This window comes from Actinomadura bangladeshensis, from assembly GCF_004348335.1.
Lineage (GTDB): Bacteria > Actinomycetota > Actinomycetes > Streptosporangiales > Streptosporangiaceae > Spirillospora > Spirillospora bangladeshensis.
The window spans coordinates 13,853-29,948 of record NZ_SMJW01000091.1 but is presented as its reverse complement, the minus strand read 5'-3'; the positions used below and the strand labels follow the sequence as shown (position 1 = coordinate 29,948).

Here is a 16,096-nt window from a genome sequence, read left to right as displayed (position 1 = left end):
TAGGAGGACGGCGGGAGCCGCAGGGCGCCGAGGGGGCGGTCCCAGGCGGGGCTGTTGTCGAGCCCGGACTCCCAGGGGTGGCAGATGGCGATGAGGCCGCTGGAGTCGAGGTCGCGGGCGCGGGCGAGGTAGCGGTGCTGGGCGGTCAGCATCGGGTAGAGGCGGGCGAGGAACGCGCGGCTGCCGTCGAGGTCGGTGGCGCATTCGTGGAGGCGCAGGGCGGCGAGGGCGTGCAGCGGCGGCTGGGTGAGCCCGGAGGTGTGGACGCCGTGCGGCGCGTCCGGCTGGAGTTCGCTGCGCCAGAGTTCGGGCCCGGGGAAGAACGCGTGCCGGGCGAGGCTCGTGTTGAAGACGATGTGCGGGAGCATCCCGTCGGCCCACTGGCCGCGGAACAGCGACAGCAGTTCGGCTTCGGCGCGGTCGCGGCGGTGGCGGGCGAGGCCCATGCTGATGAACGCCGCGTCCCAGCTCCACTGGTGGGGGTAGAGGCCGGGCGACGCGGCGGTCGCCGTCCCCGTCCAGTTGGCGTCCAGGACCCGGGCCGCGGCCTTCCACAGCGCGGTCTCGTCACCGGTCAGACGGGAGCTCATGTGGTCCAGGTGACCTCCTCGGCGTGGGAGGGGCTCACCGTGATTGTCACCTCAGATCGCGGTGACGGCGACCCCTGCGGGAGTGTCGATTCTCAACGCGGGCGGGAAGTGCGCCGTGATTATTCACGGTTCCGCCGCGCGTTCCAGGAGCCATTCCGCGATCTCCTCGCCTGCGGCGATGCCGCGGGCGGCGGTGACGGTGGTACGGGGGGACGTCCACCCGGTGTCGTGCAGTTCGCCGTGGGCGGGGCGGATCGACAGGTCGGCGGCCTCGAGCAGTTCGACGTCGAGGAGGGAGTCGCCGGCGGCCAGCATCGTGGACGCTCCGGCGCGGCGGGCGACCTCCTCGGCGGCGGCGGCCTTGGTGAGGCACGCGGGCAGGCAGTAGACCTTGCGGCCCTGCAGGGACGTCCGCCAGCCGCGTTCGGCGCACCAGCCGGTGAGGTCCTCGACCCAGCCGGCGGGCAGCGCGGCCCGGTCGACGACCGTGTAGGCGAACAGGTCGGAGGCCGTGCGCTGTTTCAGGACGAAGTCACCGCTCGACTGGGCGAGCCGGTGCTGGACGTCCGCGAGCGGCGCGCACCCGTCCGCGACACGGGACCGGACGGTCTCGGCCCATTCCGGGTCGTCCTCGCCGTCCACGAGGAGGTGGCCGCCGTTCGCGCAGATGGCGTACGCGGGCGGCTTCTCCAGCAGGTGAACGCGGCGGTACTGCTCCGGCGTGCGCGTCGTCGTGGGAACGAGCGTGGCGGCCGTCGGCAGGACTTCGAGCGTGCGCGCGGAAGCCTCCGTCATGTAGGAGAGCGGCGCCCCCTGGTAGAACTCCACGCACAGCAGGCGCGGCATCGCCTCGTCAGGCCCGTCCAGGGCGAACGCGGCCGCGGAGTAGATGAGCGTACGGTCGAGGTCCGAGCACACCAGGACGGTCACTGAACGGCTCCCTGGCCGAAGCGGGGATGGATGAACCCCATGCACGCATAGGGGAACCGGTCGGGCTCGACCTCGTGGACGGGCACGCCGCGTTCGTCGGCGAGCAGCCGGATGTGCGTCACCTCGGGGCCGGCGTCGGCCCGCACGAACACCTTCCACGGGACGCGCCGCAGCAGCACCCGCGTCGTCTCCCCGATGCCCGGCTTGACCAGGTTGAGGTCGTCGATCCCCTCCGCCTCGGCGCAGCGCCGGACGGCCTCCCACCCGGACCAGTCGGGCGCGCGGTCGGCGGCGCGCAGATCCGGCAGGCCCTTCGCGACGCGTTCGGCGACGTCCGGGAACCGCGCGGCGACGGCGTCGAGGAACACGCCGGACACGTCGTCGCCCGCCAGCTCCCGGTAGAACTTCGCGCCGTGGAAGTCGCCCGGCCCGATGAGCGAGGCGTTCAGGACCGTCCGGCTGACCAGGCCCGACACCGTCGAGTTGAGGCACGCGGACGGGATCAGGAAGTCGTCGCGCGTCCCGTGGAGCGACGTGCACCGCCCCGGGTCGGCGAGGACGGCCAGGTCGGACGGGAACGGATGCGGCGCCAGCGCGGCGGTCAGCTCCCGCGTGATGGCGCCCTTGCCCGTCCAGCCGTCCACGAACATCACGGACGCGGGGTCGTGGTGCTCGGCGAGGTACCGCAGCGCCGCGGTGTCGATGCCCCGGCCGCGGACGATGCTGACGGCGTAGTGCGGGAGGTCGAGGCCGTGCGCGTACCGCGCCCAGCGGCGCATCAGGATCCCGACGGGCGTCCCGGCCCGCGCCAGCGACACCAGGACGGCGCCCGGCCCACGCTCGGCGAGGATCATCTCGGTGACCAGCCCGGTCGCGTAGGCGAGCCGCTCCGCCGACGCCTCCAGCGCCCGGTGGAACAGCCGCCGGTACTCCGGGCCGGGCTGGTACTCGACCGGGAGCGACTCGGCGTAGTGGGCGCGTCCCGCCTGGATCGCCGCTTCGCGCTCCTCCGTGGGCGCCTCCAGGCGCACATGCGAGAGGTCCTTGAGCAGCCAGGCGACGTCCTCCGCCGGGTAGCTGCCGAAGGACGGCCCGTACAGCGGCCCGTTCAGCGGCTTCACGAATCCCTCCCATAGGCGGGGACAGTGGCGACCAGTACCGGTGCAAGCGCGCGCAGCCGCTCCAAGAGGCCGCCTGCGAGCGCCTCCGTGTCGCCGATGTCGTCCACCACGAAGACGATCTGGTCGAACCCGCGCTGACCGGAGCCGGCGACCACGTTGTAGGCGTACCGCTCCCCCGGCCCGTCGGCGGGATCGTCATGCGACGGGAACACCAGCCGCGTTCTGATCGCGTAACCGGGGTCGTCCACGGCGAGCACGGGCGAACGCGTGGTCGTCGAGTAGCGGACGTCCACGGACGGCAGCGCGTCGGCGAGCGCCTCCGCGAGACGCAGCGGCGCGTACATCAGCTCCTCGAACCCCAGCACGAGCACTCGTGACGCATCATCGAGCTCCGCGGCGAGGGCGTCGGCCATACGCGCGAGGTCCTTCTCCAGGCGTGCCCGATGCTCGGGCTGGAAGCCGTGCCGCCCGCCGTCCGGCAGACCGGCCGGCCACTCCAGCTCCACCCGCGCCACCTGGAACGGCGGCCGGTCCGGGACAGCGGAATCGCCGGACAGGCCCGCGACGAGGGCCTGCCCCGCCTCCAGGATGCCGTCCGGTAGCTCGACGTGCCCTCCGGCCAGCGCGACCGCGTCGATGCGGGTGCCCAGCCGGTCGGCGATACCGTCCATGCGCGCCCGGTCCTCGGGCCCGCGCAGATCGACCAGTGCCGCCAGGACGTAGTGGTCCCTCGGCCGGACGGCGTGCAGCGCCTCAATGGTGTTCAGCACGGTCCGGCCCGTGGACAGCTCGTCGTCCACCAGCACCACCGGGACGTCGCGGTCGAGCATCGCCGGATCGGCGGGCAGCAGCAGATGGCTCGTGGCGTGGCTGTGCTCCTCCTCGAACCCGCCGTAGGTCGCGAAGCCGGGGACGGGACGCCGCGTCGAGTGCAGGTAGTAGGCGCCGCCCAGGGCGTCCGCCACGGAATGCCCCAGGGCGGTGGCGGTCTCGGCGTAGCCGAGGACGATCGCGTCCACGGGAACCCGGGGTGCGCGCATGAGGTCGCGCAACCTGGCCGCAGCCCCCGGCACACCGCCCAGGGCGTCCGGCAGGAGCGAGCCGGGATGGGCCGCGTCCTCACCCCGCAGGCGTGCGCGCACGAGCTCGCCCAGCGACAGCCCTGACCCGTACACGAGCCGAGGATCCGTCGGGACGTGCTTGCCCAGCACGGCCGACACCAGCAGGTGCGCACGGCGCGGATTGCGCCGCACGGCCAGCCCCACGAGGGACGACAGCCCGGCCCCCACCGGGCGGGAGCCGTCCATGAGCCGCACCCCGAGGCGCGACGAGACCCAGGAGGACGTCACCGGCCGCCCGCCGCTTCCAGCAGCTCGACGAACGTGACGCCCTCCGCCGCGACCCCGAACACGCTCGCCCGCAGCATCAGCCGCTGCGCCCACGCGCGGTGCGGCTTCGCCTCGTTCATCTTGTTGGCATAGGAACTGGCCATCGCCCCGCCCCCGGCGACGCCGAGGATGTCGGCGGCGTCGCAGTACTCCTCGTGCGTCACGACCGACAGGGCGTGCACGGCCGCGACGTGGCTCGGATGGATCACGGTCTTCCCGAGGAGGCCGTTGGCCTTGTCCAGGTGGACCTCGCGGATCAGCCCGTCCAGGTCCGAGGTGATCAGCCGCTGCCGCAGCGGCGCCGCCTGCTGCGCGTCGAACGGCGACTGCCGCAGCTGCGGCTTGAACATCCGCTCCCCCGCCGAGAAGTACTCCCACACCGGCCCGGTCACCACGTACCCGGTGCCGTCGGCGCGGCCGAGCACGTTCACCACGTCGCAGATGACGCTCGCGACCGGCCGGATGTCGTAGATCGTGAGGTCGGGCGGGCGGCGCAGCCCGTAGGCGGCGGACATGTCCGTCGCGCCGAGCCGGACGGCGAGGATCCGCGACCGGTGCTTGGCCAGCAGCCGCGCCACGTCGTCCAGCATCTCCGCGCGGGTCTCGGCGTACACCGCCTCCGGGCTCTCGATCACCGGCATCGCGAGCAGCCGCAGCCCGGTGCGGACGGCGGCGTCCTCCAGCGCGTCGAGGAACGCGCCGCCGCCCGCCGGGGTGAACTTCGGCAGCACGAACCCGCTGACCAGCCCGGCGGCGCCGCCGAGCCGGCCGAGCAGGCCGCCGATCTGGCGCGGGTCGCGGATCCGGACGAACAGCAGCGGCACCTCCGCGCCGCGCTCCCGGCAGGCCGCGTCCAGGTCGCGGAACTGCGCCACCAGGTTCGCCTCGCCGGCCGCGACCTCGTCGTCGCCGATCGCGTCCTCCAGGCACACGACCATGCTCATCACGCCCCGCCGCGCGGCCCGCTCGATGTCGGCGGCGAGGCCGGGACGGGTGGCGGGGCTGTACAGCGTCGCGCCGAGCGCCACCGCCAGCAACGCCGGGTCGCCGTGCCGGTCGAACGGGCGCGGATGCCGGTAGAACAGGTGCTTGCGACGCGCGGCGTCGATGTGGTCGAAATGCCGCATGGACGGCCGTCAGCCCATCACAGGTGGGCGGACACGGCCGGCAGCAGGTGCTGGAAGGTGCGGCCGGTCGCGGTCGCGCCGATCGCCGTCATCGACCAGCCGTGCCCGTCCCGCGTCACCTTCGCCATGATCTGCGCGTTGTGCTGGCCGGCGCCGCTCAGGTCGTAGCGGGCGATCTCCTCGCCGGTGCTCTCGTCCACCAGGCGGCAGAACGCATTGGCGATCTGGGAGAAGTCCTGCCCGGTGAAGGAGTTGACCGTGAACACCAGCTGGGTGACGTTCGCGGGGACGCCCTGCAGGTCGACGTTGATGACCTCGTCGTCGCCCTCGCCCGCGCCGGTGAGGTTGTCGCCGGTGTGCTGGACGGACCCGTCCTTGCTGCGCAGCTGCCGGAACCACACCTGGTCGGCGAGGTTCCCGGCGGCGTCGAACAGCAGGCAGGACGCGTCCAGGTCGATCGACTGGGCCCGGCCCTTGCCGAACAGGCCCTTCTTGGCGACGGCGTCCCAGCCGAGCCCCATCCGGACCCGGCTGAGGGTGCCGCCGCCGGGTTTGGCGAGCGAGACCTTCTGCCCCTTCTGCAGCGAGATCGACATCGTTCGGCTCCTTCGGTGAATCGATGCTGGTCGCGGGGGTGGAGTCGGACCGGTCAGACGTTGCTGGAGTGCAGCTGCTTGCCGCCGCCGGACGGGGAGCCGGAGGCGTCCTCGTCCTCGCCGCGGTTGCGGACGATGGAGCTGACGAACGCCGCGATGATCAGGCCGGCGCCGAGCCCGCCGGTGATCCACTCGGGCACGTGGTGGCCGATGCTGATCAGCATGCAGGTCGCGAGCGCGCCGATCGCCCAGTGCGCGCCGTGCTCCAGGTAGACGTACTCGTGCAGGGTCCCCTTGCGGACGAGGAAGACCGTCAGCGACCGGATGTACATGGCGCCGATGCCGAGGCCCAGCGCGATGACGATCGGGTCGGTGCTGATGGCGAACGCGCCGATGACGCCGTCGAAGCTGAACGAGGCGTCCAGCACCTCCAGGTACAGGAACAGGAAGAACCCCGCCTTGCCGGTGGCCAGCGCCAGCGAGCTCGGCCCGGACTTCGCCGGTGCGGCCTCGCGGCCCTCGCCGTCGCCGTCCTCCTCCTCGTCGTCCTCGCCCGCCTCGGAGAACAGCTCGCCGAGCCCGTTGACCAGGATGTAGGTCACCATGCCGAGCACGCCCGCGATCATGACGTTGCCCGGGTCGTCGGCGGTCAGCCACGCCACCAGCGCCAGCGAGCCGCCCGCGACGACCACCGCCAGCTGGTCGAGCTTGCCGATGCGCGCGAGCGGCCGCTCCAGCCACGGCAGCCACTTCTCGGCGCGCTCCTCGAACACGAAGTTCAGGAACAGCATCATCAGGAACATGCCGCCGAACGCCGCGATCATCGGGTAGGCGCCGTTCATCAGCTCGTGGTAGCGGTGCTGGTCGTTGAGCGCGAGGTCGAACGCCTCGACCGGCCCCAGCTTGGCGGTGATGCCCACGATCAGCAGGGGGAAGACCAGCCGCATGCCGAACACCGCGATCGCGATGCCGACGGTGAGGAAGATCTTCTGCCAGAAGGGGCTCATCCGGTCGAGCACCTTGGCGTTGACCACGGCGTTGTCGAACGACAGCGAGATCTCGAGGATCGCCAGCACGGCGACCAGGGCCAGCCCGGTCGGCCCGTCGTAGAGGAAGGCGGCCAGCAGCCCGAGGGCCGTGATGCCGAAGGACCAACCGAAGGTGCGAAGAATCATGCGCGTATCTCTGCTAGTGAGGACGGCCGGGCGTGGCGGCCGGGTGCGGGGTGCGCCGGCCGTCAGCCGACGTTGACGCCGAAGTCCGTGGCGATGCCGGCCAGACCCGAGGCGTACCCCTGTCCGACGGCCCTGAACTTCCACTCGCCGTTGTGGCGGTACAGCTCGCCGAAGACCATCGCCGTCTCGGTGGAGGCGTCCTCGGTGAGGTCGAAGCGGGCGAGTTCGTTGCCGTCGGTCCGGTTGACGATCCGGATGAACGCGTTGCGGACCTGGCCGAAGCTCTGGTTCCGGTTGTCGGCGTCGTAGATCGATACCGGGAACACGATGCGGTCGCACTCGGCCGGCACCCCGTTGAGGTCGACGTTGATCGACTCGTCGTCGCCCTCGCCCTCACCGGTCAGGTTGTCGCCGGTGTGCTCGACCGAGCCGTCCGGGCTCCTCAGGTTGTTGAAGAACACGAAGTGCTGGTCGGACATGACCTTGCCGGTGCCGCCGAGCATCAGCGCGGACGCGTCCAGGTCGAAGTCGGCGCCGGTGGTGGCGCGGACGTCCCAGCCGAGGCCGACGGTGACCGCGGTGAGGTTCGGGGCGGCCTTCGTCAGTGAGACGTTGCCGCCCTTGGCGAGTGAGACTCCCATGTTCGGGCCGTTCCCTTCCTGGTGTTCCTGTTCGGATCCGCGGCTCGGGGGGCCGCGGGGTCAGACGTTCCGGATGAGGTGCCGGAGGAGGTGCCGGGTCAGATGCTGACGCCGAAGTCCGTCGCGATGCCGGCCAGCCCGGAGGCGTAGCCCTGGCCGACCGCGCGGAACTTCCATTCGGTCCCGTTGCGGTACAGCTCGCCGAAGACCATCGCGGTCTCCATCGAGGCGTCCTCGGACAGGTCGTAGCGGGCCATCTCGGCGCCGTCGGCCTGGTTCAGCACCCGGATGTAGGCGTTGCGGACCTGCCCGAAGTTCTGCCCGCGGCTGTCGGCGTCGTAGATCGACACGGCGAACGCGACCCGCTCGGCCGCGGCCGGCATCGCACCGAAGTTGACCTTGAGCTGCTCGTCGTCGCCCTCGCCCGCGCCGGTGGTGTTGTCGCCGCTGTGCTCGACCGCGCCGTCGGGGGTGCGCAGGTTGTTGAAGAAGACGAAGTGCTGGTCGGTGATGATCTTTCCGGAGCCGTCCAGCACCATGGCCGAGGCGTCGAGGTCGAAGTCCGTGCCGGTCGTGGTGCGCAGGTCCCAGCCGAGACCGACGATCACCGCGGTGAGTCCGGGTGCCTGCTTGGTGAGCGAGACATTGCCGCCCTTGCTCAGGCTGACGGGCACGATGGGCCTCCAAGATCGCATGCCGTGGCGGACGCCGATCCGGCGCCCAGCATTATCGACGTAGCAGCGATGCTATCCGTTCCATGCGTTGTGAACCCGTGCCGGCTTTCCCCGTCACAGCGGGCGGTCGCGGGCACCCGGGGCGCGAAATACCGGCCGTCTGGGCCAGACTGGGCAGGGACGAGAGGAGGCAGTGGTGCGGGGACCGGGCGACCAGCGCCGCCGGGGCGGCAGGGGGGCGCAGGCGGCTGTCGCGGCCACCGAGGCCAGGGAGGCCGCCGCGGCCGCCTTCTACGACATGGACCAGGCGCAGAAGTACATCGACGGCCGCGTCACCGTCTTCGAGGACCTGGACGCGGCCGCCGCCGCGCCCGTCCGGCGGGAGTTCGGCCTGCTGTCGGAGTCGGCCGACGCCGCGTCGGTCGCCTACATCTCCGTCCTGGACGCCCACGACCTCGATGACCGGGACCGGTCACCGGCCGAGTACGACGCGGCCCGCCGCGCGTTCGTCGCGTCCGCCGAGCGGCTGCGGCAGGTCACCGGGAACCTGAACGGCTTCGCCGAGCGGCTCGCCCCCAGGATGGCCCGGCTGGAGGCGGCGCTCGACCAGCTCCCGTCCCGGCTGACCGCCGCCCGCGACGCGGTGGCCGCCGCCGACGCCGCGCTCGCCGCCGCGAAGGACGCCGGGATGGACGCCTCCGAGCCGGAGGCCGAGCTGGCCCGCGCCCGGGAGATCCTCGCCCAGCTCGGCTCCAAGGGCCTCGGCGGGCTCGGGCTGGACGGCGCGATCCGCCGCGCCGAGGAGGTCCGCGCGATCGCCGAGCGGGCCCGGGAGGCCGCCGCCGAGCTGCCGCGGCTCGCGCAGAAGGTGCGCAACTCGCTCGCCTCCGTCCGGACCCGCGCGGACGCCGTCGGCAACCGGGTCGGGCCCGTCCAGGAGGCGATGCGGGCGCTGCTGCGCGGCTACTCGCAGGCGTGCTGGCAGGACCTGCGGGGCGCGCCCGAGGCCATCGAGGCGGCCGCCACGCGGGCCCGGGAGCGGCTGAACGAGGCGTCCGCGCACGTCGCGCGCGCCGAGTGGAAGGAGGCGCAGCGGGCGCTCACCGCCGCGCGCACCGAGCTCAACGCCGCGGACCGCCGCGCCGGGCAGGTCACCGGGCGGGTGGAGGAGCTGAAGGCGGTCGCCGCGGACCCGGCGAAGCCCGCCGAGAAGGCCCAGTTCGCCGTCCGGGACGCGCAGCGGCTCGCGATGGCGCAGCCGGGCGGGGCCGCGCCGCGGCACGCCCGGGTGCTGGACGGTCTCGTCGAGCGGCTGGAGAACGCGCCGAAGCGGCTCACCGGCGTCCACCCCGACTACTGGGCCTACCTCCAGGAGCTGGAGGCGATCAGAACCGCCGCCGGGGACGTCGTGACCCGCATCCGCTCCGAGCGCGCCGGGCAGGGGTAGCCGCTGGGCGAACCCCTAGGCGAACAGGGTGTCGCCCCAGTAGCCGCCTTCGCGGACGCCCGGCGGGCACGCGTACACGCCCGACCCGACATGCTGGATGTACTCGTTCAGCGCGTCGGTGGCCAGCGACTGCTGGACCGGGATGAAGCCCGTGCGCGGGTCGCTCTGGAACGCGATGAAGAACAGCCCCGCCTCCAGCCGCCCGAGGCCGTCGGACCCGTCGGTGAAGGAGTAGCCGCGCCGCAGGATCCGCGCCCCGCGGTTGGAGTCGGGGTGGGCGAGCCGGACGTGCGCGTCCGGCTTCATCCGCGCGAGGTCGGGCTTGTCGCGCTCCTTCTGCTCCCCCACCGGGGCGCCCTCGCCCTTGCTGCGGCCGAAGATGTCCTCCTGCTCGCGCAGCGACGTCCGGTCCCAGGTCTCGATGTGCATCCGGATGCGGCGGGCGACGAGGTAGGAGCCGCCGGCCATCCAGCCGTCGTCCTTCCCGGCCCACACGTGCTCGTCCAGCAGCGCCCCGTCGCCCGCGCCGATGTTGTCGGTGCCGTCCTTGAACCCGAACAGGTTGCGCGGGGTCTGCGCGTCCGGGGTCGTCGAGGACGTCTTGCCGAACCCGAGCTGCGACCAGCGGACCGAGACCGTGCCGAACCCGATCCGCGCCAGGTTCCGGATGGCGTGCACCGCGACCTGCGGGTCGTCGGCGCACGCCTGCACGGCGATGTCGCCGCCGCTGCGGTCGGGGTCGAGGTTGTCGCCGGGGAAGTGCGGCAGGTCGACGAGGGCGGCCGGCCGGCGCGCCTTGAGGCCGAACCGGTCCGCGCCGTCCTTCTCGAACAGCGTCGGCCCGAACCCGATCGTCAGCGTGAGCCGGGACGGCGGCAGGCCGAGCGCCTCCCCGGTGTCGTCGGGGGGCGCGACCGGCGACCCGGCGACGGCGCCGTTGCCGACGGGCCGGCCGGCGGTCATCGCGGCGGCCGCGTCGGTCCACTCCTTGAGCATCCGGACGAGCCGGCCGCGGTCGCCGGTCGTCACGTCGAACGCGGCGAAGTGCAGCCGGTCCTGGACGGGGGTGGCGATGCCCGCCTGGTGCGCGCCGCGGAACGGGACGGCGGCGCCGGCGCCGGTGTCCTCGCCGGCGGACGCCGCCCGGTCGATGCCCGCACCGGCGGCGGCCCCGACGACCAGGCTCGCACCGGAGAAGGTCAGCATCCTGCGCCGGGACATCCCCGGCCGCGCCTCGGTCATCCCGCCGCCACCTTCCCGTTCCGTTGATCCGTCCGCGCCACTGGTTCGCCCGCGCTACGCGGCGACGACCTCGGCGAGCTTGGACAGCGGCTCGCCCAGCGCGTTCACCGCGTCGGCCAGGTCCTTGCGGTCGTCCTTGCCGACCTTGTCGTAGGAGACGTATCCGTCGCCCTTCTCGTGCTTGTTCAGCAGCGCCTCGACCTTGGCGAAGTTGTCGTCGAGGTCGGTGGCGAGCTGGGCGTCCCGCTCCTGCACGACCGGCTTGAGCAGCTCGTAGATCTTCCTGGCGCCGTCGACGTTGGCCTTGAAGTCGACCAGGTCGGTGTGGCTGAACGCCTCCTCCTCACCGGTGACCTTGCCGGTGGCGACCTCGTCCAGCAGCTCCTTCGCGCCGCCCGCCATGTCGTTCACCGGGTCGAGGGTGAGGCCGGGCAGCCGCGACTTCAGCGTATCCAGGTCCGCCAGCAGCTGATCGCCGTACTTCTCCTTGCCCTTGACCGAGCCGTCCTCCCAGAGGGCCTTCTCCAGCAGGTGCCAGCCGGACCAGTCCTTCTTCTCCTCGGGCTTCAGGTCGGCCTCGCGGGCGTCGACCTTCGGGTCGATGTCGCCGAACTTCTCCGCGACCGGCTCGATCGTCTCCCAGCCGACGCGGGACGGCGCGTACAGCTCCTTGGCCTTCTCCACGTCGCCGGCCTTCACCGCGTCGACGAATTCCCGCGTCTTGGCGATGGTGTCGTCGAGCTTCACGATGACGAACGCCTTGTAGTCGGCGGCGGCCTTGGACAGCCGCGCGTCGGCGCCGCCCTCGGCCTTGCCGGTGACCGTGACGTTCTGGGACGGGCCCTTGCCGGTCTGGCCGGCGCTGCACAGCAGCTTGAACTGGCCGGCGGGCAGGTTCACCACGAAGTCGACGCTGGTGCCGGGGCCGATGTTCTCCCGCTCGGCGAGGATCTTGCCGTCCGGCTTGAGGACCTCGAACTCGTTGACCTTGGAGCCCTTGTTGCTGACCTTGAAGGTGGTCTTGCCCGCGGTGAGGTCGGTCTCGGCCACCTCGCAGGAGTCGTCGGTCGCCGTCACCGGGATGGCCCCCGCCGTGTCCGCCTTCCCGTCACCGCCGCACGCCGAGAGCAGGGACATCGACACGGCGGCGGCACCGGCGAGGGCGAGGGCGGACACAGGACGCATGAAAGTCTCCAGGGGCGAGCAACTGGTTAGGCTCACCTAACTTAGCGAAGCCTGTCCTCAGCCCGTCAAGTGGCCCCCGCGACAGTGAGCCATCGCACGCCGCGGCTGCCCGACCCGGTTGTGCGCGGCCCGCCGCGCGGTCCGGTCAGCGGGGCCGGTCGCGCAGGCCCATCGTGAGGTTGCGCGCCGCCATCGGCGGGCCGCCCGGCTGCGGGTCCCCGTAGGGCGGGAGGCCCTGCTGCGGCGGGCGCTGCTGATACTGCTGCGGCTGCTCGCGCTGCTGCCCCGCGGGCTCCGCCCAGACGGCCGTCCCGTACGCGCAGACCTCGAAGCCGCCGCCCACGTGGGCAGTGTCGAAGCGCATGCCGACGACGGTGTTGGCGCCCTTGCGGCGCGCCTCCTCGCCGAGCCGGTCGATCGCCTCCCGGCGCGCCGCGGCGAGGCCGGCGGCCGGCCGCTCCCCCGTCACCCGGAACGTCGCGCTGCTCCCGCCGTGCGCGGGCTGCGCGGGCGCGCCCTGGTCGGCCTGCAGGGACGTCCCGAGGACCTCCCCGAGCACGCTCCGGATGTCGTACCCCGGCACGCCGTCAGTCGTCACGATCAGCATGCCCACCACGGTAGATGACCACCGGGACGAAATGCGACGAATCACCGCGAGTCGCCCTGGCGGCGCCGCCGGACGGGCCAGCCGTCCCCCCGGCAGCGCGGCCGGGGGACGGCCGGCCCGTCCGGCTCCGCCGTCACTCCAGGTATTCGCGGAGCATCTGGGCGCGGGACGGGTGGCGCAGCTTGGCCAGCGTCTTCGACTCGATCTGGCGGATCCGCTCCCGGGTCACGCCGAACTCGCGGCCGACCTCCTCCAGGGTGCGGGGGTGTCCGTCGGCCAGGCCGAAGCGCAGCTGGATGATGCGCTGCTCCCGGTCCGACAGGGTGCCGAGGATGTCCTCCAGCTGGTCCTGGAGGAGGATGAACGCCGCGGCCTCGATCGGCACGACGGCGTCCGCGTCCTCGATGAAGTCGCCGAGGTCGGAGTCCTCCTCGCCGATCGGCGACTGCAGCGAGACCGGTTCCTGGGCGATCCGCTGGATCTCCACCACCCGGACGGGCGACAGGCCCATCTCCAGCCCGATCTCCTCGGGGGTCGGCTCCCGGCCGAGGTCCTGGTGCATCTGCCGCTGCACCCGGACCAGCTTGTTGATCGTCTCCACCATGTGGACCGGGATCCGGATCGTCCGGGCCTGGTCGGCGATCGCCCGGGTGATCGCCTGCCGGATCCACCAGGTGGCGTAGGTCGAGAACTTGAACCCCTTCGTGTAGTCGAATTTCTCGACCGCGCGGATGAGCCCGAGATTTCCCTCCTGGATCAGGTCGAGGAACAGCATTCCCCGGCCGACGTAGCGTTTCGCGATCGAGACCACCAGCCGCAGGTTGGCCTCGATCAGGCGTTGCTTCGCCCGCATGCCTTCGCGGGAGAGCAGTTCGAGGTCGAGCAGCTCGCCGCGGGCGAGGACGGCGGTGCGCGCCATCTTCTCCTCGGCGAACAGGCCCGCCTCGATCGATTTCGCGAGTTCTACTTCATCTTCTGCCGTGAGAAGCGGTACGCGACCGATCTCTCTCAGGTAGATCCGAACCAGGTCGCTCGTCGGCGCCCGCTTGCCGAGGTCTCCCTCATCCGCTCGCGCGACGTCCTCGGTCTCCTGCTGAGACTCGAGGACCTCCACCCCCTGCTCTGCGAGCATCCGGACGACCCGTTCCATGGAGTCGTCCGGCAAGTCCGAGCGATCGAGTGCGGCAGCGACGTCTTCGACGGTCACACCGCCGCGTTCTCTGCCGCGTGCGACGAGGTCCGCCACCTGATCAACCGATGGCGCCTCGCTTGGCAGCACCGAAGGGCCCACGGGGACAGTCTGCGGCAAAGGGGGCCTAGATCACAGGACCCATTTTGCGCTCATTTGCCTTACTGTGATCCGAGCCCTCGCTCGCGCAACACCCGTCTCTGCTGCTCAAGCGCGACAAGATCGCCGAAGAGCTTGTGGTACTCCTCCTGCGCCTCGACCGGATTCAGCCGCCCGAGTTTAGATTTCGCGTCCGCGATCATGCGGGTGAGCTGGCGCTCCTGTATCCGGGCGAGCAGTTCCATGGCATAGCGGTCGTCCGAATCCTGGGCGGACCGGACCGGTTCCACGCCGAGCTTGGTGATCAGGTCCCTGACCTGGTCGTTGGGGGCGCTCTCCAGGAGCAGCGACACCCACTCGGCCACGTTGCCGGCGGCCGTCACGCCGCCCGCCGCCGCGAGCACCGCGCGCACGGCCGCGTGCGGCGGCGCGATGAACGCCTCGGCCGGGACCTCGTCGAACACCGGCCCGAGCAGCGCCGGCCGCTGCACGGCCAGTTTCAGCAGCTCGCGCTCGCGCTGCACCTCCGGGTCGGACGGGTCGAACGCGGGCCGCCGCGGCTCGGCGGCCCCGTTCCCGTTCCCGTTCCGCCCGTTCCCGTTCCGGCCGTCGCCGCCGTACCCGTCCCGGCCGCTCCCGGCCGGGGCGCGCCCGTGGCCCGCGCGCTCGCGGGCGTGCCGGCGGTTCGCCAGCTCGCGGACGCGGCGCAGCACGAACTGCTCGTCCATGACGCCGACCCAGCGGTCCAGGTTGACGGCGTACATGTGGCGGCGCGACCGGTCCTTGATGGCGGCGACGACGGGCGCGGCCGCGTCCAGCGCGGCGAGCCGCCCCTCGACGGTGTCGAGGTCGTGCTGCTCGATCGCGCTGCGCACGGCGAACTCGAACAGCGGCAGCCGGGAGGCGACCAGGTCGCGCACCGCCGCGTCGCCGTGCCGGATGCGCAGGTCGCAGGGGTCGAGCCCGTCCGGCTGGACGGCGACGAACGTCTGCGAGACGAACTTCTGCTCGTCGTCGAACGCGCGCAGCGCCGCCTTGCGGCCGGCCGCGTCGCCGTCGAAGGTGAAGATCACCTCGCCGCGGAACTCGTCCTGGTCCATGAGGAGCCGGCGCAGCACCTTGATGTGGTCGTCGCCGAACGCCGTGCCGCAGGTGGCGATCGCCGTCGGGACGCCCGCGAGGTGGCAGGCCATCACGTCGGTGTAGCCCTCGACCACCACCGCCTGCCGGCGCCGCGCGATCTCCTTCTTCGCCAGGTCGGCGCCGTACAGCACCGAACTCTTGTGGAACAGCGGCGATTCGGGGGTGTTCAGGTACTTGGGGCCGTCGTCGTCCTCGTAGAGCCTGCGTGCGCCGAAGCCGATGACGTCGCCGGACAGGTCGCGGATCGGCCACATCAGCCGGCCGCGGAAGCGGTCCATCGGGCCGCGGCGGCCCTCCTTGGCCAGGCCGCCGGCGACGATGTCGCGGTCGGCGAACCCGCGCCCGCGCAGGTGCCGTACGAGGCCCTCCCACTCGCGGGGCGCGAACCCGACGCCGAACCGGGCGGCGTCGGCGGCCTCGAAGCCGCGCTCGGACAGGAACGTGCGGCCGATCGCGCCCTCGGGGGACTCCAGGTTGCCGGCGTAGTACTCGGCGGCGGCCTTGTGCGCCTCGATCAGCCGGGCGCGCTGCCCGCCGTCCTGGCGGGGGCCGCGCCCGCCGCCCTCCTCGTAGCGGAGCTGGATCCCGGCCTGGGCGGCGAGCCGCTCCACCGCCTCGGAGAACGACAGGTGCTCGATCTCCTGGACGAACTTGATGACGTCGCCGCCGGCCTCGCAGCCGAAGCAGAAGTACAGCCCGCGCGAGGGCGTCACGTTGAACGACGGCGACTTCTCGTCGTGGAACGGGCACAGGCCCTTCAGGTTGCCTCCGCCCGCGCTGCGGAGCTGCAGGTACTCGCCGATCACGGCGTCGATGGACGCCCGCTCCCGGACGAGCGCGATGTCCTCGTTGCGAATCCTGCCTGCCACGACCAAGGAGTCTACGGCGGGGGCGTGACATCCGGCGCTTCCCCACCCGAACCGGCTCCGGAGACATCCTCCG

15 protein-coding genes are annotated in these 16,096 nt (G+C 72.2%); 1 reads left to right on the top strand and 14 read right to left on the bottom strand.

What is annotated here, in order from left to right:
• From E1284_RS19160 to E1284_RS19125, 9 genes are all read right to left on the bottom strand, one after another.
• Positions 1-590, bottom strand: a 590-nt coding sequence (locus tag E1284_RS19160) for an MGH1-like glycoside hydrolase domain-containing protein (protein WP_424923491.1), incomplete at its 3' end; no start/stop codon positions are given.
• Between the two features lie 123 nt (positions 591-713).
• Positions 714-1,520: an HAD family hydrolase gene (locus E1284_RS19155; protein WP_131940776.1), complete on the bottom strand. Its 807-nt coding sequence runs from the start codon at positions 1,518-1,520 to the stop codon at positions 714-716.
• A complete protein-coding gene (locus tag E1284_RS41600) occupies positions 1,517-2,641 on the bottom strand; it encodes a cysteine protease StiP family protein (protein WP_243714589.1) in 1,125 nt (374 codons plus the stop codon). Before E1284_RS41600 ends, E1284_RS19155 begins: the two co-directional genes overlap by 4 nt.
• Entirely contained in the window at positions 2,638-3,948 is a 1,311-nt protein-coding gene (locus tag E1284_RS41595) for a phosphoribosyltransferase family protein (protein ID WP_165965334.1), read from the bottom strand. The genes E1284_RS41600 and E1284_RS41595 overlap by 4 nt, the downstream gene beginning before the upstream one ends.
• A 38-nt stretch (positions 3,949-3,986) precedes the next feature.
• Complete coding sequence (locus tag E1284_RS19145; RefSeq protein WP_131940774.1) at positions 3,987-5,156, bottom strand: HpcH/HpaI aldolase/citrate lyase family protein; 1,170 nt, start codon at positions 5,154-5,156, stop codon at positions 3,987-3,989.
• Positions 5,157-5,173: 17 nt separating this feature from the next.
• Positions 5,174-5,752, bottom strand: coding sequence for a TerD family protein (locus tag E1284_RS19140; protein ID WP_131940772.1), 579 nt, complete (start codon positions 5,750-5,752; stop codon positions 5,174-5,176).
• A gap of 53 nt (positions 5,753-5,805) precedes the next feature.
• A complete protein-coding gene (locus E1284_RS19135; RefSeq protein WP_131940770.1) occupies positions 5,806-6,927 on the bottom strand; it encodes a DUF475 domain-containing protein in 1,122 nt (373 codons plus the stop codon).
• A 62-nt stretch (positions 6,928-6,989) separates the two neighbouring features.
• Positions 6,990-7,568, bottom strand: a complete 579-nt coding sequence (locus E1284_RS19130) for a TerD family protein (protein ID WP_131940768.1) — start codon at positions 7,566-7,568, stop codon at positions 6,990-6,992.
• Between the two features lie 98 nt (positions 7,569-7,666).
• A complete protein-coding gene (locus tag E1284_RS19125) occupies positions 7,667-8,242 on the bottom strand; it encodes a TerD family protein (RefSeq protein ID WP_131940767.1) in 576 nt (191 codons plus the stop codon).
• A gap of 196 nt (positions 8,243-8,438) precedes the next feature.
• On the opposite strand from E1284_RS19125, the gene E1284_RS19120 reads away from it, so the two are divergent.
• Positions 8,439-9,689, top strand: coding sequence for a molecular chaperone DnaJ (locus E1284_RS19120; protein WP_131940765.1), 1,251 nt, complete (start codon positions 8,439-8,441; stop codon positions 9,687-9,689).
• 15 nt (positions 9,690-9,704) lie between these two features.
• Here E1284_RS19120 and efeB read toward each other — a convergent pair whose 3' ends face one another.
• The 5 genes from efeB to dnaG all read right to left on the bottom strand — a co-directional run bounded on the left by efeB (position 9,705) and on the right by dnaG (position 16,023).
• Positions 9,705-10,931: an iron uptake transporter deferrochelatase/peroxidase subunit gene (gene efeB, locus E1284_RS19115; RefSeq protein WP_131940763.1), complete on the bottom strand. Its 1,227-nt coding sequence runs from the start codon at positions 10,929-10,931 to the stop codon at positions 9,705-9,707.
• 54 nt (positions 10,932-10,985) lie between these two features.
• Positions 10,986-12,116: an iron uptake system protein EfeO gene (gene efeO, locus E1284_RS19110; protein ID WP_131940761.1), complete on the bottom strand. Its 1,131-nt coding sequence runs from the start codon at positions 12,114-12,116 to the stop codon at positions 10,986-10,988.
• A 145-nt stretch (positions 12,117-12,261) separates the two neighbouring features.
• Entirely contained in the window at positions 12,262-12,723 is a 462-nt protein-coding gene (locus E1284_RS19105; RefSeq protein WP_131940760.1) for a YbjQ family protein, read from the bottom strand.
• Between the two features lie 133 nt (positions 12,724-12,856).
• A complete protein-coding gene (rpoD, locus tag E1284_RS19100; protein ID WP_067631740.1) occupies positions 12,857-14,002 on the bottom strand; it encodes an RNA polymerase sigma factor RpoD in 1,146 nt (381 codons plus the stop codon).
• 71 nt (positions 14,003-14,073) lie between these two features.
• The gene (gene dnaG, locus E1284_RS19095; RefSeq protein ID WP_131940758.1) at positions 14,074-16,023 is read right to left on the bottom strand and encodes a DNA primase; all 1,950 of its coding nucleotides are present in this window, start codon (positions 16,021-16,023) and stop codon (positions 14,074-14,076) included.
• Positions 16,024-16,096: the final 73 nt, after the last annotated feature.